Here is a 19,939-nt window from a genome sequence, read left to right as displayed (position 1 = left end):
ACCCAGGCGCATAATTAGCAGGCTTATTACTTCATGCTTCAGGTGCTCTGCACCTCACTATGCGGATTGTTATGTCACCCTCAGATGCCCCCATAAACTGGAAGCGTAACCTCACGGTTGCGTGGCTTGGCTGTTTTCTTACCGGCGCGGCGTTTAGCCTGGTCATGCCTTTCCTGCCGCTCTACGTCGAGCAGCTGGGCGTGACGGGCCACGGCGCGCTCAACATGTGGTCTGGCCTGGTATTCAGCATCACGTTTCTCTTTTCCGCCATCGCCTCGCCCTTCTGGGGCGGCCTTGCTGACCGCAAGGGACGTAAAATCATGCTGCTGCGTTCGGCACTGGGGATGGCCATTATCATGGCGCTGATGGGCGTGGCGCAGAACGTCTGGCAGTTTCTGATATTGCGCGCATTGCTGGGCTTATTGGGCGGATTTATTCCCAACGCAAACGCCCTGATCGCCACGCAAATGCCTCGCCATAAGAGCGGCTGGGCGCTTGGAACGCTCTCAACCGGTGGCGTGAGCGGTGCCCTGCTGGGGCCGCTGGCGGGGGGGTTACTGGCGGATAACTACGGCCTGCGCCCGGTTTTTTTCATCACCGCGAGCGTTTTGTTTCTGTGCTTTATTGTCACCCTGCTCTGCATCCGTGAAAAATTTACGCCCGTCGCCAAAAAAGAGCTGCTTCACGCCAGAGACGTGCTGACCTCGCTTAAAAATCCCAGGCTGGTGCTGAGCCTGTTCGTAACGACAATGATCATTCAGGTAGCAACCGGATCGATTGCCCCTATTCTGACGCTGTACGTTCGCGACCTGGCGGGTAATGTTAGCAATATTGCCTTTATCAGCGGGCTAATTGCCTCCGTGCCCGGCGTGGCGGCGCTGCTTAGTGCGCCGCGGCTGGGGAAGCTCGGGGACCGCGTGGGTCCTGAGAAGATCCTGATTTGTGCGCTGGTTATCTCCGTCCTGCTGCTCATCCCCATGTCGATGGTGCACTCTCCGTGGCAGCTGGGCGTGCTTCGCTTTTTGCTGGGCGCCGCCGACGGGGCGTTGCTGCCCGCCGTACAGACCCTGCTGGTCTACAACTCCACGAACCAGATTGCCGGGCGAATCTTTAGCTATAACCAGTCATTTCGCGATATCGGTAACGTCACCGGGCCGCTTCTCGGCGCGGGTATTTCCGCCAGCTTCGGTTTTCGCGCCGTCTTTATCGTGACGGCTGGCGTGGTGCTGTTCAACGCGATTTATTCGTGGTTCAGTTTATCCCGCGCGTTACGGCCGGTGATGGAATAAGACGAACGCCTGACGGCTTATTTTCGCATTCATACTTGCAGAATCTGATATTCAGCTATTCTTTCCCTGAAACCTTCTGGAAAACAGGGAGACACCAATGACCATGTACGCCACGCTGGAAGAAGCTATTGATGCCGCTCGTGAAGAGTTCCTTGCCGATAATCCCGGTGTTGAGGAAGAAGATGCTGACGTGCAACAACTTAATATCCAAAAATACGTTCTGCAGGATGGGGATATTATGTGGCAGGCCGAATTCTTTGCCGATGAAGGCGAAGAAGGGGAATGTTTGCCGGTCCTGAGCGGTGAAGGTGCGCAGGCCGTTTTTGATGGCGACTATGACGAAATCGAACTTCGGCAGGAATGGCTGGAGGAGAATACGCTGCACGAGTGGGATGAGGGCGAGTTTCAGCTCGAGCCACCGCTGGATACGGAAGAAGGTCAAACCGCAGCCGATGAGTGGGACGAGCGTTAATTTACGCTACTCGTACGGGCCGTGGCTGGCATCAATCGGCAGCAACAGCGTGTCGAAAATCAGCGAAAACGGCAGATCGAGCACCGTCAGATAGCGCCATGCGGAATCGCGTACATCCCATTTCACGCCCGGATAGTACTGGTTGCCATGGCCCTGCCCTGGAATGGTGCGGCTGATGATACTGCCGCAGCCGCTTAGCAGGCATGTCATCATAACGACGATGATTATTTTCATCAGTAACCTCTAAAAAAATACCGGCCTCGCAGCCGGTATTTTATCTGGAGGGTGGCGCTATGCTTACCCACCCTGCTTAACCACTTACTTGGCCTTCAGCGCCAGCGGGTTCAGCTTCAGCTCTTTGTAGTAGTTCACCCACGAAGAATACTTCTCCGGAGCGGACCATACGCGATAGTGAAGCCTTGCCATCGTGACCGGATCGCTCAGCAGCACCAGACGACGGTCGCGATTGAGTTTTTCCGGGGTCTCGTTAAGCGCCTGCTCAACGTGACGATCGCGGGCAATCTCCAGCACCTGGCTTGCGCGGTGGCGCGCAGTGGCCATCGCCGTCGCCAGGGCGTTGAATGACGGGTTAAACACAGCGTGCATAAAGCCATCATCCAGCGTGCGGCTGCGGTTCTGCTCCAGGTAGGTATCGGTATCCACCAGCACCTGCGGCGGGGAATACTCTTCCGGGATCAGGAACAGTTTCCAGCGCTTGGTACGCAGCCCCACCGTTGACCGACTGGAGATCACAGACACAAACGGCGACAGGATCAGCGAGAAGACAATCGGTGCCAGCCAGAACAGGAAGCGCAGATCCAGCCAGGCCATTCCGGCCGCCCACACCAGCCCCAGCAGCAGCTGAGAACCGTGGCGCATAAAGGCTTCACTCCATGGCGTGGAGTCGTCATCACGCTGCGGTGAGTTCCAGACCACTTCCCAGCCCAGGAACGCACTGACCACAAACACGGTGTGGAACAGCATACGCACCGGCGCCAGCAGCACGGAGAACAGCACTTCCAGCAGCAGAGAAAGGGTCACGCGGAAGAAACCGCCGTACTCTTTCGAGCCTTTGCACCAGATCAGGATGATACTGAGCAGTTTAGGCAGGAACAGCAGCACCATGGTGGAAGCAAACAGCGCAATCGCCAGCTCAGGACGCCACTGCGGCCACACCGGGAACAGCTGGCGCGGTTGCAGGAAGTATTGCGGCTCCGTCAGGGCATGGACGACCTGCAGCGCAGTGGAGAGCGCGAGGAACATAAACCACAGCGGTGCGGAGAGATAAGACATCACGCCCGTCAGGAACACCGCACGGTGAACCGGGTGCATCCCTTTAACGAGGAACAGGCGGAAGTTCATCAGGTTACCGTGACACCAGCGGCGGTCTCGCTTGAGCTCGTCCAGCAGGTTCGGCGGCAGCTCTTCGTACGATCCCGGCAGGTCGTAGGCAATCCAGACGCCCCAGCCAGCACGACGCATCAGCGCCGCTTCCACGAAGTCATGCGACAGAATCGAACCGGCAAACGAACCCTCGCCCGGCAGCGGCGCCAGCGCACAGTGCTCAATGAACGGCTTCACGCGGATAATAGCGTTGTGGCCCCAGTAGTGCGATTCACCCAGCTGCCAGAAGTGCAGACCGGCGGTAAACAGCGGCCCGTAAACACGGGTGGCGAACTGCTGGCAGCGCGCGTACAGGGTGTCCATACCGGACGCTTTTGGCGAAGACTGAATGATGCCCGCGTTCGGGTTGGCTTCCATCAGGCGCACCAGACCGCTCAGGCAGTCACCGCTCATGACGGAGTCAGCATCCAGCACAACCATGTAGCTATACTGGTTACCCCAGCGACGGCAGAAGTCATCGATGTTGCCGCTTTTACGCTTCACGCGACGGCGGCGGCGGCGATAGAAGATCTGCCCTTCGCCCTGCACTTCCGCAATCAACTCCATCCAGGCTTTTTGCTCTGCCACGCAGATATCCGGGTTGTAGCTGTCGCTCAGGATGTAAACGTCGAAATGCTCCGCGTTACCGGTCGCCTTTACGGACTCCCAGGTCGCACGCAGGCCCGCAAATACGCGGTCAACGTCTTCGTTACAGATAGGCATAATCAGCGCGGTACGGTGCTCAGGATTGAGGGGTTCATCCCCGACCGTTGACGCCGAAATGCTGTATTTGTCCCGTCCCATCAGCAGCTGCAGGAAGCCCATCAGCGCGGTCCAGAAACCGGCAGATACCCAGCAGAAGAGAACCGCGAACAGCAGGAGAATGCCGCTTTGCAGAATGTACGGCAGCAGCTGCATGAAGGAGACCCAGAGATCCTGGCCCATCATGTCAGTCGGGTTGATAAACGCCCAGCCCTGGTAAGGCAGAATGGTTTTCATGTACCAGGTCGCGACAACCGTCTGCGCCAGCGTCAGAAGCAGCAGGATATAACGGCGGATTGTGCCCACGGTACGCCATTTCTGTTCTGAGGCCTGCTCTTCTTTCGTCAGACGCGACAGATAGCGCGGCGTGACGTCACGCCCGCGCAGGCGATCCCAGAAGCGGCCAACCGGGTTGGTGCGCCATGGATCGGGGAACATTGAGGAACGCGTCGCCTTCGGCATGGCCTGAAGCTGATCGCGTCCTTCGTCGTCTTTAATCAACTGCCCTTCTGCCAGCGAGTCCGGCCAGGCCTGCTCCAGACGCGCCTTGACTGACCCCAGCGGCGTATCATCATCACGGGAAAACTGACGATGTTCGCCATCCAGCGCGGTATGAACCGCGCGGATGTCGCTCTTAGGCAGCGCCGCTTTTTCGATATCCGTCAGCGGCATGGCATCAATATATTCAGATGTATTATTCATTGGCAGGTAGCTGGTAGCTCCAGGTTTCACTCAGCGGCTGATCTTCACTGACCAGCGCAGCACGCATTTCAGTGGTCTGTTTCGGATCTTTCACTTTCACGCGCAGGGTCAGACGCCAGCCTTTGGTTACCGGGTTGTAACGCACGGTGTTCTCTACGATTTCACCGTTGTCACCGATGCTGGCCTGGGCCGACACCGCAGTATCCGGAGCCAGTTTCTTCATATCCTGGCCGGTGAAGTCCACGACAAACGCCACCGTACCGTCAGGCTGACGGATAAGGTTAGACTGCTTCACGTCACCCGTAGAGCGGCGAGTCTGCGTAACATACGCGTTATCCGGCGCATGCAGCTTATCTTCGTCGCGGCTGAAGGTAATGGTGTACTTGAAGTTCATCTCTTTACCGGCTTCCGGCAGTTGATCCGGCGTCCAGTATGCAACGATGTTGTCGTTGGTTTCGTCGTTGGTTGGAATTTCAACCAGCTCTACCTTGCCTTTACCCCAGTCGCCTTTCGGCGTAACCCAGGCGCTTGGACGCAGGTCATAGCGGTCGTCAAGATCTTCAAAGCGAGAGAACTGACGGCCACGTTGCAGCAGGCCAAAGCCCTGCGGGTTTTCCATCGCAAAGCTGCTGACCGCCAGATGTTTCGGGTTATTCAGCGGACGCCAGATCCACTCACCGTTGCCGGCATGAATAGACAGACCGTTGGAGTCATGCAGTTCCGGGCGGAAGTTGGTGGCTGGTGACGGCTGGTTCGGCCCAAACAGGAACATACTGGTCAGCGGTGCAACGCCCAGTTTGCCCACTTTGTCACGCAGGTAAACCTTAGACTGCACGTCAACGACCGTGTCACGACCCGGCATAATCACAAAGCGATAGGCACCGGTTGCACGCGGAGAGTCGAGCAGCGCATAAATAGTCAGACGTTTGTCCGTTGGTTTTGGACGTTCAATCCAGAACTCACGGAAACGCGGGAACTCTTCACCTGATGGCAGCGCGGTATCAATAGCCAGACCGCGCGCAGAAAGCCCGTACACCTGACCCGCGCCAATCACGCGGAAGTAGCTGGCGCCAAGCATGCTGACGATTTCGTCGTTTTTATCTTTGCTGTTGATCGGGTAAAGGACTTTGAAGCCTGCGAAGCCCAGGTCTTTCACCGTATCTTTGTCGTGTTGCACATTGCCAAAATTGAAGTAATCCGGGCTGTACTTGATCTTGCGTACCGCGGTTGCCGTCACTTCATTGATGGCAACAGGCGTGTCGAAGTACATACCCTGATGATAAAATTCAAGCTTGAACGGGGTTTTAATGTTGTTCCAGTACGCTTTATCGTGGTTGAACTGGATCTGCTGATAGTCCGCATACTTCATGTCGCGGAAAACGGAGGGCAAGTTACTTTTCGGCGCTTCGTAGCTCTTGCCTGCCATCGATTTTGCCTGTTTTGCGACATCGTCGATGTTAAAGGCCAGTGCCGATGAGGTATACAGTGATAACACCACTGCAGCACCCAACCAACGCATTTTCATCATCTGTGGTTTATGTTTCATAATAAGTAAGCACTTCCCCCTTTGTGTGCTTATATCGATCCGATCCATTTTAATGGAAACTCAGGCAATCCGACAACATAATCACTGCTTTGTTCAGCTGCTGGCTCATGGATTAAGCAAATGAAAGAACCCGCTATTCAATTTGCGTGCTTATCCTGGAGACAGTGTGTCGGTCTTGGTGTAGGGTTGGCTTCGAATGTAACCATTATGAGTCTTAGGGATAAGGCGAAAAGTCTGAGAATGCACAACGTTATATGAGCACAACACCGATACAACGGGAATATTTCCTCGACTCGATCCGGGCATGGCTGATGCTATTGGGGATCCCCTTTCATATTTCACTGATTTACTCCAGCCACACGTGGCATGTTAATAGCCAGATGCCCTCCTGGTGGCTGACGCTGTTTAATGACTTTATTCACGCTTTCCGCATGCAGGTGTTTTTTGTCATATCCGGCTATTTTTCGTACATGCTTTTTTTACGCTACCCGCTTAAGCGCTGGTGGAAAGTGCGCGTGGAGCGCGTCGGTATTCCCATGTTAACCGCCATCCCGCTGCTGACGTTGCCGCAGTTCATTATGCTGCAGTACGTTAAAGGCAAGGCGGAAAACTGGCCGAATCTCTCGCTGTACGAAAAGTACAACACGCTGGTCTGGGAACTGGTGTCTCACCTCTGGTTCCTGCTGGTTCTGGTGGTGCTGACCACGGTCAGTCTGGTGATTTTCAGCCGCCTGCGCCGCCATCTCAGCACGACGGCCGACTCTTTCTTCACCAACATCACGCTGGGCAGACTGTCGGTGCTCTTCTTACTGCTGGGGATCGCTTATGCCGCGGTGAGACGCACGCTGTTTATCGTCTATCCACCGATACTGAGCGACGGCCTGTTCAATTTTGTGGTGATGCAGTCGCTGTTCTACATTCCGTTCTTTTTAATCGGCGCGCTGGCCTTTATTCATCCGAAGCTTAAAGCGCTGTTTACTACCCCGTCACCGTGGTGCGCGGTAGGTGCGGCCATCGCCTTCGTGGCCTATCTGCTGAACCAGCGATACGGGAGCGGCGATGCCTGGATGTATGAAACAGAAAGCGTGATCACTATGCTGTTGGGCCTGTGGATGGTGAATGTGGTGTTCGCCCTCGGCCACCGTTTGCTGAACTTCAAGTCCAGCCGCGTGACCTACTTCGTCAACGCTTCACTGTTTATCTATCTGGTGCATCATCCTCTGACGCTGTTCTTCGGGGCATACATCACGCCGCATATCGCATCCAACACGCTGGGCTTCTTTACCGGGCTGGTGTTTGTGGTGGGGATTGCCGTCGTACTCTATGAGATCCATCTGCGGATCCCTCTCCTGCGCTTCCTGTTTTCAGGAAAACCACAGCCGAAAGCCGCCTGAGCAGCGCGGCGCACGGAGTGCGCCGCCCTTGCTTCAGCTTTCCAGCTCTTGCCTGCGCTGAGTCAAAAGACGCTGATACAGATGCGTGGTGTCTTCATCGAAGCAGACAAAAATCACCTTCTCTGGCAGCGGCTTGAGTGAAAGATAACGGTAGACGGTATCTACGGCGATGGCCGCCGCAGCCGCCTTTGGATAACCATACACGCCGGTGCTGATGGCCGGAAACGCCATCGTTTTGAAGCCGTTGTCGGCGGCAAGCCGTAGACAGTTCCGGTATGCCTCTTCCAGAAGACTCGCTTCATTCCGATCGCCGCCATGCCACACGGGCCCGACAGCATGAATCACCGCGTTGGCGGGAAGGTTGCCCGCAAGCGTAATCACCGCATGTCCCGGAGGGCATTCACCCTGTTGCTGACGCACGATTTTACAGGCTTCCAGTAACTGCGGTCCGGCAGCCCGATGAATAGCGCCGTCTACTCCTCCTCCCCCCATCAGGGAAGGATTGGCCGCATTGACGATGACGTCGACATGGACGGTCGTAATATCGCCATGAATAACTTCAATTTGCGGTTTCATAAAGCCCCTCTGCTGCCCGCCTTTTTTATAAGTGTATCGCAGAGGGGTTATTGAGAAAACGACAGGCCTAAAACCGCGCCCACCAGCGGGCGCGCACGGGTACTAACGGTACTGGATCTGAACAACCGCGAGCGTTTTTTCAGGATTCAGGTACGTCATATTCACTGTCGCCAGGCTGGAAGCCGTCGACTTGCCGTTCAGCGCATCGTCATAGCTGATCGTACGCGTTTGCATACGGTTTTTTTCCGGGCATGACAGCGCAAGCTGCCGCTGTTGCGGTGTGACTTCACAAGGGTCAGCAACGATTGCACCGCGAAAGTGAATAACACCACCTTCTGCAATAGTGGCTGAATAAGCTGGAGCGATAAAAGCAGAAACGAGCAGGCCCAGACCTGAAATAAGATGAGCAAAATAGTGGGTCACGATATGTACTCCTCAATGAAAATCGTCCATGAGGGGCAAACGCGCTTCATTATGCAAACGAAGGCTGACGTTACGGAACCAAACAACGCAGTTCCTGATAACAGCTTAGTTCAACGGCAAATATTCGCAATACATTGATTTCATGAATATTTACAGCGTACCCCCGGCTGGCGACCACTGCTGTGATAAATGAAGCGCTTTTCCATCCGTGACGGTGACTACGATTTTTACCGTGTCTCCCGCAAAAATAGTTAAACTCAACCGCGTTAAATCAATCGCCTGATTAGCGGGGATAAAAAGGGTATTTTGCTGCCGTGAAGCACTTTGCCCACTCTGCCCTTCTTTCAGTGAGAGGATCTGAACCTGACAATCACACGGTTCCGACAAAATGACCTGCGGAATAATGGTTGTCATATTTCCCTGCTGTGACGTTTTAAAAGCGATCTGCCCGGAAAGCGCGGCAAGGAGAATGAAGGTATTCATGAGGAACTCCCGAAAAAAAACAGGGCATCAGCCCTGTTTTTTTGTAGTCCAGATTTCAGTATCAGTACTGATGCGCTGTCGCGTGGTTACCAAACCCAATCTGGGTCACGTTGACAGTGGAGTTAGACGCCGTCTGGTCTACGAGCGCACCGTTAAGGCCGCCGTACTGGCTAACATTCATAACGGATTTTTTGCTGTTCCACTGATCGAGTGTCGCACTGTTGCCGAAACCGTTCTGGGTCAGGTTGATTTTACTGTCGTCAGAACCCTGACCGACATCAGCCCCGTTACCACCACCGGTCTGGCTAATATTCAGAACGGAATTTCTGGCATCCGTCTGCAGGGCCAGCGCTGAGTTACCGCCACCGTTCTGGTAAATATTCAGAGTTGAATTTGGACCACTGTATCCGCCCTGACCATGACCGTGTCCATGACCCCATCCGCCCTGATTAATCATACCAGCCATAGCACTACCAGAAACTACGATTGCTGCAAGTGCTGCCACTTTGATAAATTTCATGGTAAACCCCCATCGGATTGATTAACGTCGTCGCGAAATAACTAGCGCTGAATAACGCGAATTGCCATCTGCGACTGTTTCTGCACTACAACTGCGGTTTTCTGCGTACCGTACTGCGTAATATTTGCTCTATTACCCGACCCTTTCTGGATAATTTTCGCACTATTACCATATCCATCCTGCGTAATGCCTGCATCGTTCCCGTTACCGCTCTGATCGATCCAGGCAATATTATAAGTCCCTGATTGATCAACTCTCGCTCTGTTGCCTGCCCCATCCTGGGAAATGACGGACAAGAGTTTCGATCCTTCCTGGCGAAGCTGAGCGTCATTAAACACGCCCTGTTGACCAATAATGGCTGCCTGATTTAATGATGAATGACTTAATTCATTAACCGCAAAATTATATTCAGCGTTTGCCAAATCTGAATTCGATGCGGTTACAAATCCAGGCGCACCCAGTAATGTAAACATCAAAAATAACGCTGTGTTTTTCATGTTGTCACCCTGGACCCGGCTACCTGAAAACACCTTGATCGTATTTCGTATTAAACGACTCGTTTTTTTGTTAACGCGTCGTTACGGTGAAGAGTATGTCCGCTGAAACATTTTAAATATCTCACCCGCGCGGCTTATTTTTATTTTTCAGCTCACCACAAAGTTGTAACTTGCACCATAAAAGGCATTACTCAGGCCGGTTTTATTTTTTATGAAATATTTATGCGTGGCATGCTGTACAACGGCGAGAAAGCCGCCCATGCCCCTTCCCGCGTTGTTTAAGCGTAACGCCAGGATGACATTTTCTTTAGTGCGTGACACAAGGCGAGTTTTCTTAAGCCAGAAAAACCAGAACGGTATGACTTAGAAAGTATCAGTTACTCATACCTTGACACATACCAAATAAAATAATAAATACTTTTAAATATCAATTGATTGATAATATTTGTATGATTTTTAAAATCTATGCACAACTATTTACATGTACAACTTTCATATCAAATAACAACATTAAAAATCTGCAATTTACACAAATTAATATTGATTTTTACATCTTGTTACATGATTAACACTTGCTTTAAAACTCGTAAAAGCTAGATTGAAATTAGATGTACGAAATTGGTTTTATATTTACCTCCCTGTGGAGGTTATGTTCTGTTTCTACACACAGCAGTGCAACATCTGTCAGTACTTCTGGTGCCCTCTTGTTTACAGAGAGGGCGGCTGTCAGGTGCCAAAAATAAGTGGGGTTTCATCATGTATAATGAAGTCCATAGTTTACATGGTCATACATTACTGTTGATCACAAAACCTTCTCTGCAAGCGACAGCTTTATTACAACATTTAAAGCAATCTTTATCACTGAACGGGAAATTGCATAATATTCAACGTTCTTTTGATGATATTGCGCCTGGCAGCATCATTCTGTTTGATATGATGGAGGCCGATAAAAAGCTTATCCATTACTGGCAAGATAACTTAAGCAGGAAAAACAATAATATCCGCGTGTTATTATTGAATACGCCTGATGAATATCCTTTCAGAGATATTGAAAGCTGGCCGCATATCAATGGCGTGTTCTACGTCACTGAAGAAGAGGTTCGGGTGGTAGATGGTCTGCAAGGCATATTGCGCGGCGAATGCTATTTCTCGCAAAAGCTGGCCAGCTACCTCATCACGCACTCCGGAAATTACCGCTATAACAGTTCGGAATCAGCGCTACTCACCCACCGTGAGAAAGAGATCCTGAACAAATTACGCATTGGTGCTTCAAATATTGAAATCGCCCGTTCGTTATTTATCAGCGAAAATACGGTGAAGACGCACCTTTATAATCTTTTCAAGAAGATAGCTGTTAAAAACCGAACTCAGGCTGTTTCATGGGCAAACGATAACCTCAGGCGTTAATGACATGAAGCGCACGTTGAGTTGGATCGCCGCAGCGAGTCTCCTGCTCGCTGCTGGGAACCTACAGGCCGTTGAGGTCGAAGTTCCCGGATTGTTAACTGACCACACGGTCTCATCGATCGGGCACAGCTTTTACCGGGCCTTCAGCGATAAATGGGACAGTCCCTACACGGGTAATTTAACAATCAACGAGCGGCCCAGTGCACGTTGGGGAAGCTGGATAACCATAACGGCCAATCAGGACGTTATTTATCAAACGTTTTTATTCCCCTCGAAAACAGACTTCGATAAAAACGTAGCCTTAGCACTGGCTCAAACTGAAGACGCTATTAATCGCCTGCAAATAGATAAAGCCCTATTAAGCACCAGCGATTTAGCAAAAGATGAGTTCTAGCGAACCGATATGCGGAGGCTGTCATGCGTATTGCATATGCAGTTGTTTCGATCATGCTTATTGCTCCCCTTAGCTGGGCCGGAAATATGACCTTCCAGTTCCGTAACCCTAACTTTGGCGGCAACCCCAACAACGGTGCCTTTCTGCTGAATCAAGCCCAGGCACAAAACTCTTATAAAGATCCGAGCTATCAGGATTTTACCGTTGATACCCCTTCCGCACTGGATAACTTCACCCAGGCTATCCAGTCGCAGATTTTAGGGGGATTGCTGACCAACATTAATACCGGCAAACCCGGCCGAATGATGACCAACGACTTTATTGTCGACATCGCCAACAGGGACGGACAGCTCCAGTTGAATGTGACCGATCGTAAAACCGGAAAAACCTCCACCATAGAGGTTTCCGGCCTGCAAAATAATTCAACTGACTTTTAAACAATAGCTAAATAAGGACAACGATCATGCAGCGCTTCCTGATATTTGTTGCAGTGTGCTTATTGAGCGGTTGTTTAACTGCTCCACCTAAAGAAGCTGCAAAACCAACATTAATGCCCCGGGCCCAGAGTTATCGTGATTTAACCCATTTGCCTTCACCTACGGGCAAGATATTTGTCTCGGTATACAACATTCAGGATGAAACCGGGCAATTTAAGCCTTACCCGGCAAGTAACTTCTCCACCGCGGTGCCGCAAAGCGCCACCGCCATGCTGGTGACCGCACTGAAGGATTCGCACTGGTTTATACCGCTGGAACGCCAGGGGCTTCAGAACCTGTTAAATGAACGCAAAATCATTCGCGCCGCGCAGGAGAATGGCACCGTCGCGGACAATAACCGGATGCCTCTGCAGTCGCTGGCCGCCGCAAACGTGATGATTGAGGGTTCGATTATCGGTTACGAGAGTAACGTAAAATCGGGCGGCGTTGGGGCGCGCTACTTCGGTATCGGCGCGGATACCCAGTACCAGCTCGACCAAATTGCGGTTAACCTGCGCGTCGTTAACGTCAGTACCGGTGAAGTGCTCTCCTCGGTCAACACCAGCAAAACGATACTGTCTTATGAAGTTCAGGCTGGGGTATTCCGCTTCATCGACTACCAGCGTCTGCTGGAGGGTGAAATTGGCTACACCTCTAACGAACCGGTCATGATGTGTCTGATGTCAGCCATTGAAACCGGCGTGATCTTCTTAATTAACGATGGTATCGATCGCGGGCTGTGGGATCTGCAAAACAAAGCGGACGTGCAGAACCCGATCCTGGTGAAATACCGTGATATGTCGGTGCCTCCGGAATCCTGACAGGCAGCGCATAAAAAAGGCGAGATGATTATCTCGCCTTTTTTTATTCACTCACCGCGGTGATGTTTTGCGTTTTTTCCCGTCGCGCCGCCAGCCAAAGGCCGCTGTTCTTCATGGCGTAGCCAAACAGCAGTCCCAGCGCCAGGGAAGGAACCACCAGCTTCCAGTCCCCCTGCCCGGCGAAGGTCGCGCAGGCCCCCATAAAGGTGCCCGGCACGAACGACAGCAGCAGATGCTTCGCCTGGATGCACATCAGGAAGGCGACAACCCCCGTCATGACGTACCCCAGCATCTCCAGATGCGGCGCCAGCGCGCTGCCCTTCATGATGACCAGCGCCCAGATCACGCCGCTCATCAGCGTGCAGCCTGAGATAAAGAGCCCTTTCAGCCCGCCCTGAGGACAGGCGAAATAGGCCGTGCAGCCCAGGAAGCCAGCCCAGCTTAATAAACCGAGAGACACCGCTACCCATCCCCAAACACCGGAGAGAATGCCTGTCGTGATCGCAATACAAAGTAATATGTTCATGGCGCGCATCTTAGCAGATGCGCGCCATAGAAATGAGATCGAAAGCACAGTACGTGCATGCGGAAATGTATCGTTGCAGAATTTTTGTGATGAAAATCACTCTTCAGCTTCTTCTTCCAGCTCGTCCCACATTGCTGCGATGGCGTCACGCGTCAGCGGGGCCAGCGTTCTCCAGAACGGAGAGGTGGCATGGGCCTCCACTTTACCCAGAAAGGTTCCGACCCACGGCAGCAGATACGTCTCGAAGAGGATCCCGATGGCTTCATTTTCATCGTCGCCTGCGTTGTCTTCGATCCAGGAGGCTGCCAGCAGCAGCGTACCGATATGATCGGCTGGCGTATCGCTCAGCGGCATCCCGCGTTCGGAGAGAAATGCCCGCACTTCCGCTTCGGTCGCCCCTTCCTGCCAGGCAGAACGATACGGCGACACGCGGCACTCTTCGCCTACGAACAGCGCGTTGTAGTCCGTTGAGATCTGCTGCATATCGCAGCTTTTCTGCAGGCGTTCCAGTAACTCATCCTGTTCCAGCGGCCAGTTCTGCGCCAGCTTACCTTCGCGAATCAGCGTAAACAGCGGAACCAGCAGCGGATCCTGCGGCTGGCGATAATAGAGGGAGCCCAGCACGCGGCAAAGGATGGAGAATTCATTCATTATTTTATTCCGTTATTCAATTAAAGATCGGCAAATTCATCAATCGGCGCCATGCCGCGCGACTCAAGGAAATCGAGCATACGACGCGGCGTGACGTTCAGGATGCGTTCTTCCGGGAAATCCACATCCTGCAATATTTTCAGGCACTCGCTGAAATCCCCCAGCGTGAAGGCCGTGTGCGAATCAGAGCCCAGCGCCACCATGCCACCCGCATTACGCACGGCGGCAGCCACTTCGCGACAGTTGGCTTCACTGCCCTTACGCGAGTGCACGAACGAGGAGTTATTAATCTCCAGCGCCACGCGGTGTTTCGCCGCGGCCTGCGCCACGGCCTGAATATCAATCGGGTACTTCGGGTTGCCCGGGTGGCTAATGATATGCACATTGCCGCTGGCAATGGTGGCAATCATCGCCGCGGTATTAGTCTCTTTATCCTGCGGCGGGAAAACCGGCTCATGGAAACCGGCGAGGATCAGATCTAAGGAGGTCAGCATCGGGCCGGTGCAGTCAATTTCACCGTCGGTGTTTTTGATGTTCGCCTCAATGCCGCGCAGTATCCCGATGCCGTCCACCAGACGCGGCCAGATACGCATATTCACAAAATGCCAGTAGTGCGGCGCATCCGCCATATCCGGGCCGTGATCGGTTATCGCAAATAGCTTGATGCCTTTAAGCTTCGCCTGAGCGATATAATCATGGAGGTTGCTATACGCGTGGGTACTGGCGACGGTGTGCATATGCAGGTCAACGGGATACATCTTTCTCTCCTCTGCGTTTTTTCCAAAGGATAGCAGTTATCAGCGGCGAATATTAGCAAAAACCCGGCGAACGCCGGGTTTCTCTCAGTAGCCGCGCTGTCTGTCGACCTGCCCGGTAACCGGGTTACCCTTCTCTATTTCACCAATCGTGTGCGAGATATAGGCCACCGCCTCGGCCGGTCGCGTGACGGCGGCCACGTGCGGCGTCATGGCCACGCGCGGATGTCGCCACAGCGGGCTTTCCTCCGGCAGCGGTTCACGGCTGTAAACATCCAGCATGGCGCCTTTAAGCTTCCCGCTGTCCAGCGCCTTCAGCAGATCCGGCTCGACCAGATGCACCCCGCGCGCCAGGTTCATCAGGTAGCTCTGATCGACCAGCTGATTGAGCAAGGCTTCATTGATGATCCCTACCGTTTCCGCCGTATTGGGCAGCAGGTTGATCAGCACGCGCGTGCCGCTCAGGAAGGCCGGAAGCTCATCCGTTCCGGCAAAACTCTCAACGCCCGGATAATCCTTACGGCTGCGGCTCCAGCAGCGCAGCGGGAAGCCCCACGGGGCAAGCGCTTCAGCCACTTTTGAGCCCAGCACGCCGGCGCCGAGGATGCCGATTGTAAAATCTTCGCGACGGTAATCCGGCAGCGGCTCCCAGTGGGCCTGCTGTTTAAAGGCTTGATAATCGTCGAAGCGGCGGAACCAGTGCAGCACCTGGCTCACGGCATATTCCTGCATTTGCTGCCCCATTCCGGTATCTTCCAGGCGGAACAGAGGGATCTCTTCCGGCAGCATTTCAGGGTGTGCCTTTAGTTTGCTCAGAATGGAATCCACGCCGGCCCCGAGTGCAAACACGGCTTTCAGCTTACGGCCCTGAAGCATTTCCACCGGAGGATGCCAGACCAGCGCGTAGTCGGCATGTTCGTTATCGCCCCGCTTCCATTCACGAACGCGAGCGCCCGGCAGCGCCGCAGAAAGCGCTTCAATCCAGTAAGCCGTATCAAAAGTGGGGTGATAGAAGAGTATATCCATAGTCATTCCTGCCTTTTATTGCGCTGATTTAGTTTGCTTTTTAACTGGACGGTCAGCATAGCAAATTTATTGCGCGACTGTGTTGTTGATAAAAAAGACGCTTTCAGCACATTTAAGAATCATGTTGCCTGAAGTTTGTCTAAACGCGCTAAATTACTGAAAAATTGAGTTGACGGCAGTTCGGCTTTTCCTTACATTAGCGCCCGTCCCGACAACAACGGGATGACAATATGGTGAGGTGTCCGAGTGGCTGAAGGAGCACGCCTGGAAAGTGTGTATACGGCAACGTATCGGGGGTTCGAATCCCCCCCTCACCGCCATATTTGAGATGAGAGCTCGTACGAAAGTACGGGCTTTTTTCTTTTATATTCTCCATAAGGGGGGGATGAGAAACCCCGACCGGGGTTCGACAACTGGCGCAGCCAGTTGGACAGACTGAGAGCGTAGCGAACAGGCTGCCCGCAGGGCGAGCGAAGCGAGTCAATCCCCCCCTCACCGCCATATTTGAGATGAGAGCTCGTACGAAAGTACGGGCTTTTTTCTTTTATATTCTCCATAAGGGGGGGATGAGAATCCCCGACCGGGGTTCGACAACTGGCGCAGCCAGTTGGACAGACTGAGAGCGTAGCGAACAGGCTGCCCGAAGGGCGAGCGAAGCGAGTCAATCCCCCCCAGTGCTATAAGCAGCTCGTTGCGGCCTGAGCCCCTCACCCTAACCCTCTCCCCAAAGGGGCGAGGGAATTGTTTACTGCTCGCATTAGTTTCTGGGGATTCCTCAGCCCGCAAGGCAAGGGGATTGTTACTCCTCCACCATCCGGGCATATTCTTCGGTAAGAAAATCCACCAGCGTTCTGACCGACGGCAGCAGACCGCGCCGGGAAGGATAAACCGCGTGAATCACTTCCCGTCTGGGTTCCCATGCGTCCAGCACCCGCACCAGTTCCCCTGATGCCAGCTGATCCTTGACCATCAAAATCGGCAGCTGCACGACCCCTACCCCCGCCATTGCCGCCTCACGCAGCGCCAGCATGTCGGTGGTAATCAAGCGCGGCGTAAAGTGAATCTCCGCTTTTGCCCCGTCCGGCCCGCCCAGTTCCCATTTATGCAGCTGCTTTCCCGCCCCCATGCTCAACCCCGGCCATTCGCTCAGCTCAGAGGGCACGGCAGGGTTGCCCATCTGCTCAATCAGCGCAGGGCTCGCCACCAGGCAGTGCCCCCTGTCTGCCAGCACTCTTAACACCAGATCGCTGTCGTCAAAGGGACGTGGACGAACGCGGATCGCCACGTCAATGCCCTCGCCCACCAGATCGACTCGCCGGTTGGTGGCCTCAAGCTGAAGATTGATCCCCGGATAGCGTGCCATAAACCGTGCCAGCATCGGCCCCACGTGAACGTGCAGCAAGGTTACCGGGCAGGTGATCCTGACCACACCGCGCGGCTCGGCCTGTAAAGCCGCCACCGCCTCTTGCGCAGCTTCGGCCTCCACCATCATCGCTTTACAGTGCTGATAGAAGGTCTGCCCGACTTCGGTCACCGTAAACTGCCGCGTAGTGCGCTGGATCAACCGCACGCCAAGGCGCTCTTCCAGCTGAGCAATCCGGCGGCTCAGTTTCGACTTGGGCTGATCGAGCGCCCGACCCGCCGCCGCAAACCCAGCATGGTCCACCACCTTCACAAACCACGCGAAATCATTGAGATCCTGCATACGCCCTCATCGTTCCATTTTCAGAACAGTGAATGTCAATTTCACTATCTACCGGGATATTAACCCTGAATATAAGCTAATTACATCAACAGAACATCAGGAGCTCATCATGAAAAACGTAACAGGCGTTTATACCGCACCTCGTCCGCACTGGGTCGGTGACGGTTTCCCGGTTCGTTCAATGTTTTCTTACCAGACGCACGGCGAGCCGCTGAGCCCGTTCCTGCTGCTGGACTACGCCGGACCGTACACCTTCCCGGCGGACGGCGCGAAACGCGGCGTGGGCGAGCATCCTCATCGCGGCTTTGAAACGGTCACTATCGTCTACTCCGGGGAAGTGGAGCACCGCGACTCAACCGGCAGAGGTGGCGTTATTGGCCCGGGCGACGTGCAGTGGATGACGGCAGGCGCAGGCATCCTGCACGAGGAGTTCCACTCCAGCGCCTTCGCGCTGAAAGGTGGCGAGCTGAAAATGATGCAGCTGTGGGTCAACCTGCCGGCGAAAGACAAATTGGCGGCACCGGGCTACCAGAGCATCACCAAAAGCGATATCCCGGTTGTGACGCTACCGGATAACAGCGGCACCCTGCGGGTGATTGCCGGTCGCTACGACGAGGTTACCGGCCCTGCGCACACTTTCTCACCGCTGAACGTCTGGGACATCGCGCTGAACCAGGGAAGCCATCTGACGCTCAATCAGCCCGAAGGCTGGAGCACCGCGCTGGTCGTGCTTGAAGGCAACATAACGGTGAACGGTACAACGCAGGCAGGTGAAGCCCAGCTGGTCGTATTGAGTCAGGAAGGCAACAAGCTGCATCTGGAAGCGAACAGCGACGCGAAAGTGCTGCTGATGGCCGGCGAGCCGCTGAATGAACCCATCGTGGGCTATGGCCCATTTGTGATGAACAGTAAAAGCGAAATCAACGAAGCCATTCGTGATTTCAATTCCGGCCGCTTCGGCCAGATCTGAACGTAATAAAGGAGCGCAATATGTCTACCCCTGCAAACTTCAACGGTGCACGTCCGGTCATTGACGTAAATGATGCCGTCATGCTGCTTATCGACCACCAGAGCGGGCTGTTCCAGACCGTCGGCGACATGCCCATGCCGGAGCTGCGCGCCCGTGCGGCGGCGCTGGCAAAAATTGCTACGCTGGCCAAGATCCCGGTGATCACCACGGCCTCCGTTCCACAGGGACCGAACGGCCCGCTTATCCCGGAGATCCACGCCAACGCGCATCATGCCCAGTATGTGGCACGCAAAGGTGAGATCAACGCCTGGGATAATCCGGAGTTCGTGGCGGCGGTAAAAGCCACCGGTCGCAAGACGTTAATTATTGCCGGCACAATCACCAGCGTCTGCATGGCCTTCCCGTCCATCAGCGCGGTGGCGGACGGCTATAAAGTGTTTGCGGTGATTGATGCTTCCGGCACCTACAGCAAAATGGCGCAGGAGATCACCCTGGCACGTGTGGTCCAGGCAGGCGTTGTGCCGATGGATACCGCCGCGGTGGCCTCAGAGATCCAGCGCACATGGAATCGTGAAGACGCGGCAGAGTGGGCTGAGGTGTATACCCACATCTTCCCGGCTTACCAGCTGTTGATCGAAAGCTACGGCAAAGCACAGGAAGTGGTTAAAAACAGCGAAGTGCTCGATTCACAGCGTTAATCCCCTGCTCCACGGCGTAAAAACCGTGGAGCTGATTAATGCTTAACCGAACAGGCACTAAAGCTGAAAATCTGCTTGACCGTGTTAGCGCAACTCCCTATAGTAGCGCCCCGTTGCCCCCCAAGCGGTCAGGCAACAAAACAATATGGTGAGGTGTCCGAGTGGCTGAAGGAGCACGCCTGGAAAGTGTGTATACGGCAACGTATCGGGGGTTCGAATCCCCCCCTCACCGCCATATTTGAGATGAGAGCTCGTACGAAAGTACGGGCTTTTTTCTTTTATATTCTCCGAAAAGGGGGGGATGAGAACCCCCGACCGGGGTTCGACAACTGGCGGCAGCCAGTTGGACAGACTGAGAGCGAAGCGAACAGGCTGCCCGAAGGGCGAGCGAAGCGAGTCAATCCCCCCCGGTGCGGACTGAGCCGCCTAAGCGACAAAAAAAAGCCCGAACTAATGCACGGGC

General features: G+C 54.0%; 23 protein-coding genes, 2 tRNA genes and 2 other RNA genes. 13 read left to right on the top strand and 14 right to left on the bottom strand.

Annotated elements, in window-relative coordinates; genetic code table 11:
* Positions 1-71: 71 nt before the first annotated feature.
* Together mdtG and HBM95_08650 are read left to right on the top strand one after the other, a co-directional pair.
* Positions 72-1,289, top strand: coding sequence for a multidrug efflux MFS transporter MdtG (gene mdtG / locus HBM95_08655; GenBank protein ID NIH42995.1), 1,218 nt, complete (start codon positions 72-74; stop codon positions 1,287-1,289).
* Positions 1,290-1,386: 97 nt separating this feature from the next.
* Entirely contained in the window at positions 1,387-1,761 is a 375-nt protein-coding gene (locus tag HBM95_08650; GenBank protein NIH42994.1) for a secY/secA suppressor protein, read from the top strand.
* Positions 1,762-1,767: 6 nt separating this feature from the next.
* Here HBM95_08650 and HBM95_08645 read toward each other — a convergent pair whose 3' ends face one another.
* From HBM95_08645 to mdoG, 3 genes are all read right to left on the bottom strand, one after another.
* Entirely contained in the window at positions 1,768-1,995 is a 228-nt protein-coding gene (locus HBM95_08645; GenBank protein NIH42993.1) for a YceK/YidQ family lipoprotein, read from the bottom strand.
* Positions 1,996-2,079: 84 nt separating this feature from the next.
* On the bottom strand, positions 2,080-4,608 hold the full coding sequence (gene mdoH / locus HBM95_08640) for a glucans biosynthesis glucosyltransferase MdoH (protein ID NIH42992.1): 2,529 nt from the start codon (positions 4,606-4,608) through the stop codon (positions 2,080-2,082).
* Positions 4,601-6,154, bottom strand: coding sequence for a glucans biosynthesis protein MdoG (gene mdoG / locus HBM95_08635; GenBank protein NIH42991.1), 1,554 nt, complete (start codon positions 6,152-6,154; stop codon positions 4,601-4,603). Before mdoG ends, mdoH begins: the two co-directional genes overlap by 8 nt.
* A gap of 254 nt (positions 6,155-6,408) precedes the next feature.
* On the opposite strand from mdoG, the gene mdoC reads away from it, so the two are divergent.
* The gene (mdoC, locus tag HBM95_08630; GenBank protein ID NIH42990.1) at positions 6,409-7,548 is read left to right on the top strand and encodes a glucans biosynthesis protein MdoC; all 1,140 of its coding nucleotides are present in this window, start codon (positions 6,409-6,411) and stop codon (positions 7,546-7,548) included.
* A gap of 33 nt (positions 7,549-7,581) precedes the next feature.
* On the opposite strand, the gene ymdB is transcribed toward mdoC, so the two are convergent.
* The 6 genes from ymdB to HBM95_08600 all read right to left on the bottom strand — a co-directional run bounded on the left by ymdB (position 7,582) and on the right by HBM95_08600 (position 10,368).
* Entirely contained in the window at positions 7,582-8,124 is a 543-nt protein-coding gene (gene ymdB, locus HBM95_08625; GenBank protein ID NIH42989.1) for an O-acetyl-ADP-ribose deacetylase, read from the bottom strand.
* Positions 8,125-8,226: 102 nt separating this feature from the next.
* A complete protein-coding gene (locus HBM95_08620) occupies positions 8,227-8,547 on the bottom strand; it encodes a type 1 fimbrial protein (GenBank protein ID NIH42988.1) in 321 nt (106 codons plus the stop codon).
* Positions 8,548-8,697: 150 nt separating this feature from the next.
* Positions 8,698-9,030, bottom strand: coding sequence for a curli assembly protein CsgC (csgC, locus tag HBM95_08615; protein NIH42987.1), 333 nt, complete (start codon positions 9,028-9,030; stop codon positions 8,698-8,700).
* Positions 9,031-9,091: 61 nt separating this feature from the next.
* The gene (gene csgA, locus HBM95_08610; protein NIH42986.1) at positions 9,092-9,550 is read right to left on the bottom strand and encodes a curlin major subunit CsgA; all 459 of its coding nucleotides are present in this window, start codon (positions 9,548-9,550) and stop codon (positions 9,092-9,094) included.
* 41 nt (positions 9,551-9,591) lie between these two features.
* Complete coding sequence (csgB, locus tag HBM95_08605; GenBank protein NIH42985.1) at positions 9,592-10,047, bottom strand: curlin minor subunit CsgB; 456 nt, start codon at positions 10,045-10,047, stop codon at positions 9,592-9,594.
* Between the two features lie 147 nt (positions 10,048-10,194).
* On the bottom strand, positions 10,195-10,368 hold the full coding sequence (locus tag HBM95_08600) for a hypothetical protein (GenBank protein ID NIH42984.1): 174 nt from the start codon (positions 10,366-10,368) through the stop codon (positions 10,195-10,197).
* A 435-nt stretch (positions 10,369-10,803) separates the two neighbouring features.
* On the opposite strand from HBM95_08600, the gene csgD reads away from it, so the two are divergent.
* The 4 genes from csgD to csgG are packed head-to-tail and all read left to right on the top strand — an operon-like array spanning position 10,804 to position 13,145.
* Positions 10,804-11,454, top strand: coding sequence for a transcriptional regulator CsgD (csgD, locus tag HBM95_08595; protein NIH42983.1), 651 nt, complete (start codon positions 10,804-10,806; stop codon positions 11,452-11,454).
* Positions 11,455-11,458: 4 nt separating this feature from the next.
* The gene (gene csgE, locus HBM95_08590) at positions 11,459-11,848 is read left to right on the top strand and encodes a curli production assembly/transport protein CsgE (GenBank protein NIH42982.1); all 390 of its coding nucleotides are present in this window, start codon (positions 11,459-11,461) and stop codon (positions 11,846-11,848) included.
* Between the two features lie 23 nt (positions 11,849-11,871).
* On the top strand, positions 11,872-12,285 hold the full coding sequence (csgF, locus tag HBM95_08585; protein NIH42981.1) for a curli production assembly/transport protein CsgF: 414 nt from the start codon (positions 11,872-11,874) through the stop codon (positions 12,283-12,285).
* Positions 12,286-12,311: 26 nt separating this feature from the next.
* Positions 12,312-13,145 (top strand): curli production assembly/transport protein CsgG, encoded by an 834-nt coding sequence (csgG, locus tag HBM95_08580; protein NIH42980.1) that lies wholly within the window; start codon positions 12,312-12,314, stop codon positions 13,143-13,145.
* A 43-nt stretch (positions 13,146-13,188) separates the two neighbouring features.
* Here the strand turns inward: csgG and HBM95_08575 are convergent, their stop codons facing one another.
* The 4 genes from HBM95_08575 to ghrA form a co-directional block, all read right to left on the bottom strand.
* Complete coding sequence (locus HBM95_08575; protein NIH42979.1) at positions 13,189-13,671, bottom strand: DUF1097 domain-containing protein; 483 nt, start codon at positions 13,669-13,671, stop codon at positions 13,189-13,191.
* Between the two features lie 96 nt (positions 13,672-13,767).
* The gene (locus HBM95_08570) at positions 13,768-14,322 is read right to left on the bottom strand and encodes a molecular chaperone (GenBank protein NIH42978.1); all 555 of its coding nucleotides are present in this window, start codon (positions 14,320-14,322) and stop codon (positions 13,768-13,770) included.
* Positions 14,323-14,342: 20 nt separating this feature from the next.
* On the bottom strand, positions 14,343-15,080 hold the full coding sequence (locus HBM95_08565) for a phosphatase (protein NIH42977.1): 738 nt from the start codon (positions 15,078-15,080) through the stop codon (positions 14,343-14,345).
* Between the two features lie 84 nt (positions 15,081-15,164).
* Entirely contained in the window at positions 15,165-16,103 is a 939-nt protein-coding gene (gene ghrA, locus HBM95_08560) for a glyoxylate/hydroxypyruvate reductase GhrA (protein NIH42976.1), read from the bottom strand.
* A 232-nt stretch (positions 16,104-16,335) separates the two neighbouring features.
* On the opposite strand from ghrA, the gene HBM95_08555 reads away from it, so the two are divergent.
* The 3 genes from HBM95_08555 to HBM95_08545 all read left to right on the top strand — a co-directional run bounded on the left by HBM95_08555 (position 16,336) and on the right by HBM95_08545 (position 16,785).
* A tRNA-Ser gene (locus HBM95_08555) sits at positions 16,336-16,423 on the top strand.
* Between the two features lie 44 nt (positions 16,424-16,467).
* Positions 16,468-16,604, top strand: a non-coding RNA gene (locus tag HBM95_08550) — RtT sRNA.
* Positions 16,605-16,648: 44 nt separating this feature from the next.
* A non-coding RNA gene (locus HBM95_08545) (RtT sRNA) lies at positions 16,649-16,785 on the top strand.
* Between the two features lie 117 nt (positions 16,786-16,902).
* Here the strand turns inward: HBM95_08545 and HBM95_08540 are convergent.
* Complete coding sequence (locus HBM95_08540) at positions 16,903-17,808, bottom strand: LysR family transcriptional regulator (GenBank protein NIH42975.1); 906 nt, start codon at positions 17,806-17,808, stop codon at positions 16,903-16,905.
* A gap of 109 nt (positions 17,809-17,917) precedes the next feature.
* Between HBM95_08540 and HBM95_08535 the strand changes: the two genes are divergently transcribed.
* From HBM95_08535 to HBM95_08525, 3 genes are all read left to right on the top strand, one after another.
* The gene (locus HBM95_08535) at positions 17,918-18,778 is read left to right on the top strand and encodes a pirin family protein (GenBank protein ID NIH42974.1); all 861 of its coding nucleotides are present in this window, start codon (positions 17,918-17,920) and stop codon (positions 18,776-18,778) included.
* A 20-nt stretch (positions 18,779-18,798) separates the two neighbouring features.
* Entirely contained in the window at positions 18,799-19,476 is a 678-nt protein-coding gene (locus HBM95_08530; GenBank protein ID NIH42973.1) for an isochorismatase family protein, read from the top strand.
* 147 nt (positions 19,477-19,623) lie between these two features.
* Positions 19,624-19,711, top strand: a tRNA-Ser gene (locus tag HBM95_08525).
* Positions 19,712-19,939: the final 228 nt, after the last annotated feature.

The sequence above is a fragment of the Enterobacter asburiae genome (genome assembly GCA_011754535.1).
GTDB lineage: Bacteria > Pseudomonadota > Gammaproteobacteria > Enterobacterales > Enterobacteriaceae > Enterobacter > Enterobacter cloacae_N.
This window is presented reverse-complemented; position numbering and strand designations above follow the sequence as displayed.

What these genes read in the sequence shown, in the direction of transcription:
- mdtG (NIH42995.1), top strand. Translation starts at nt 72, where the DNA reads ATGTCACCCTCAGATGCCCCCATAAACTGGAAGCGTAACCTCACGGTT.
- HBM95_08650 (NIH42994.1), top strand. Translation starts at nt 1,387, where the DNA reads ATGACCATGTACGCCACGCTGGAAGAAGCTATTGATGCCGCTCGTGAA.
- HBM95_08645 (NIH42993.1), bottom strand. Translation starts at nt 1,995, where the DNA reads ATGAAAATAATCATCGTCGTTATGATGACATGCCTGCTAAGCGGCTGC.
- csgD (NIH42983.1), top strand. Translation starts at nt 10,804, where the DNA reads ATGTATAATGAAGTCCATAGTTTACATGGTCATACATTACTGTTGATC.
- csgB (NIH42985.1), bottom strand. Translation starts at nt 10,047, where the DNA reads ATGAAAAACACAGCGTTATTTTTGATGTTTACATTACTGGGTGCGCCT.
- HBM95_08530 (NIH42973.1), top strand. Translation starts at nt 18,799, where the DNA reads ATGTCTACCCCTGCAAACTTCAACGGTGCACGTCCGGTCATTGACGTA.
- csgA (NIH42986.1), bottom strand. Translation starts at nt 9,550, where the DNA reads ATGAAATTTATCAAAGTGGCAGCACTTGCAGCAATCGTAGTTTCTGGT.
- csgG (NIH42980.1), top strand. Translation starts at nt 12,312, where the DNA reads ATGCAGCGCTTCCTGATATTTGTTGCAGTGTGCTTATTGAGCGGTTGT.
- ymdB (NIH42989.1), bottom strand. Translation starts at nt 8,124, where the DNA reads ATGAAACCGCAAATTGAAGTTATTCATGGCGATATTACGACCGTCCAT.
- csgC (NIH42987.1), bottom strand. Translation starts at nt 9,030, where the DNA reads ATGAATACCTTCATTCTCCTTGCCGCGCTTTCCGGGCAGATCGCTTTT.
- csgE (NIH42982.1), top strand. Translation starts at nt 11,459, where the DNA reads ATGAAGCGCACGTTGAGTTGGATCGCCGCAGCGAGTCTCCTGCTCGCT.
- HBM95_08565 (NIH42977.1), bottom strand. Translation starts at nt 15,080, where the DNA reads ATGTATCCCGTTGACCTGCATATGCACACCGTCGCCAGTACCCACGCG.
- HBM95_08570 (NIH42978.1), bottom strand. Translation starts at nt 14,322, where the DNA reads ATGAATGAATTCTCCATCCTTTGCCGCGTGCTGGGCTCCCTCTATTAT.
- mdoH (NIH42992.1), bottom strand. Translation starts at nt 4,608, where the DNA reads ATGAATAATACATCTGAATATATTGATGCCATGCCGCTGACGGATATC.
- csgF (NIH42981.1), top strand. Translation starts at nt 11,872, where the DNA reads ATGCGTATTGCATATGCAGTTGTTTCGATCATGCTTATTGCTCCCCTT.
- HBM95_08535 (NIH42974.1), top strand. Translation starts at nt 17,918, where the DNA reads ATGAAAAACGTAACAGGCGTTTATACCGCACCTCGTCCGCACTGGGTC.
- mdoC (NIH42990.1), top strand. Translation starts at nt 6,409, where the DNA reads ATGAGCACAACACCGATACAACGGGAATATTTCCTCGACTCGATCCGG.
- HBM95_08540 (NIH42975.1), bottom strand. Translation starts at nt 17,808, where the DNA reads ATGCAGGATCTCAATGATTTCGCGTGGTTTGTGAAGGTGGTGGACCAT.
- HBM95_08575 (NIH42979.1), bottom strand. Translation starts at nt 13,671, where the DNA reads ATGAACATATTACTTTGTATTGCGATCACGACAGGCATTCTCTCCGGT.
- ghrA (NIH42976.1), bottom strand. Translation starts at nt 16,103, where the DNA reads ATGGATATACTCTTCTATCACCCCACTTTTGATACGGCTTACTGGATT.
- mdoG (NIH42991.1), bottom strand. Translation starts at nt 6,154, where the DNA reads ATGAAACATAAACCACAGATGATGAAAATGCGTTGGTTGGGTGCTGCA.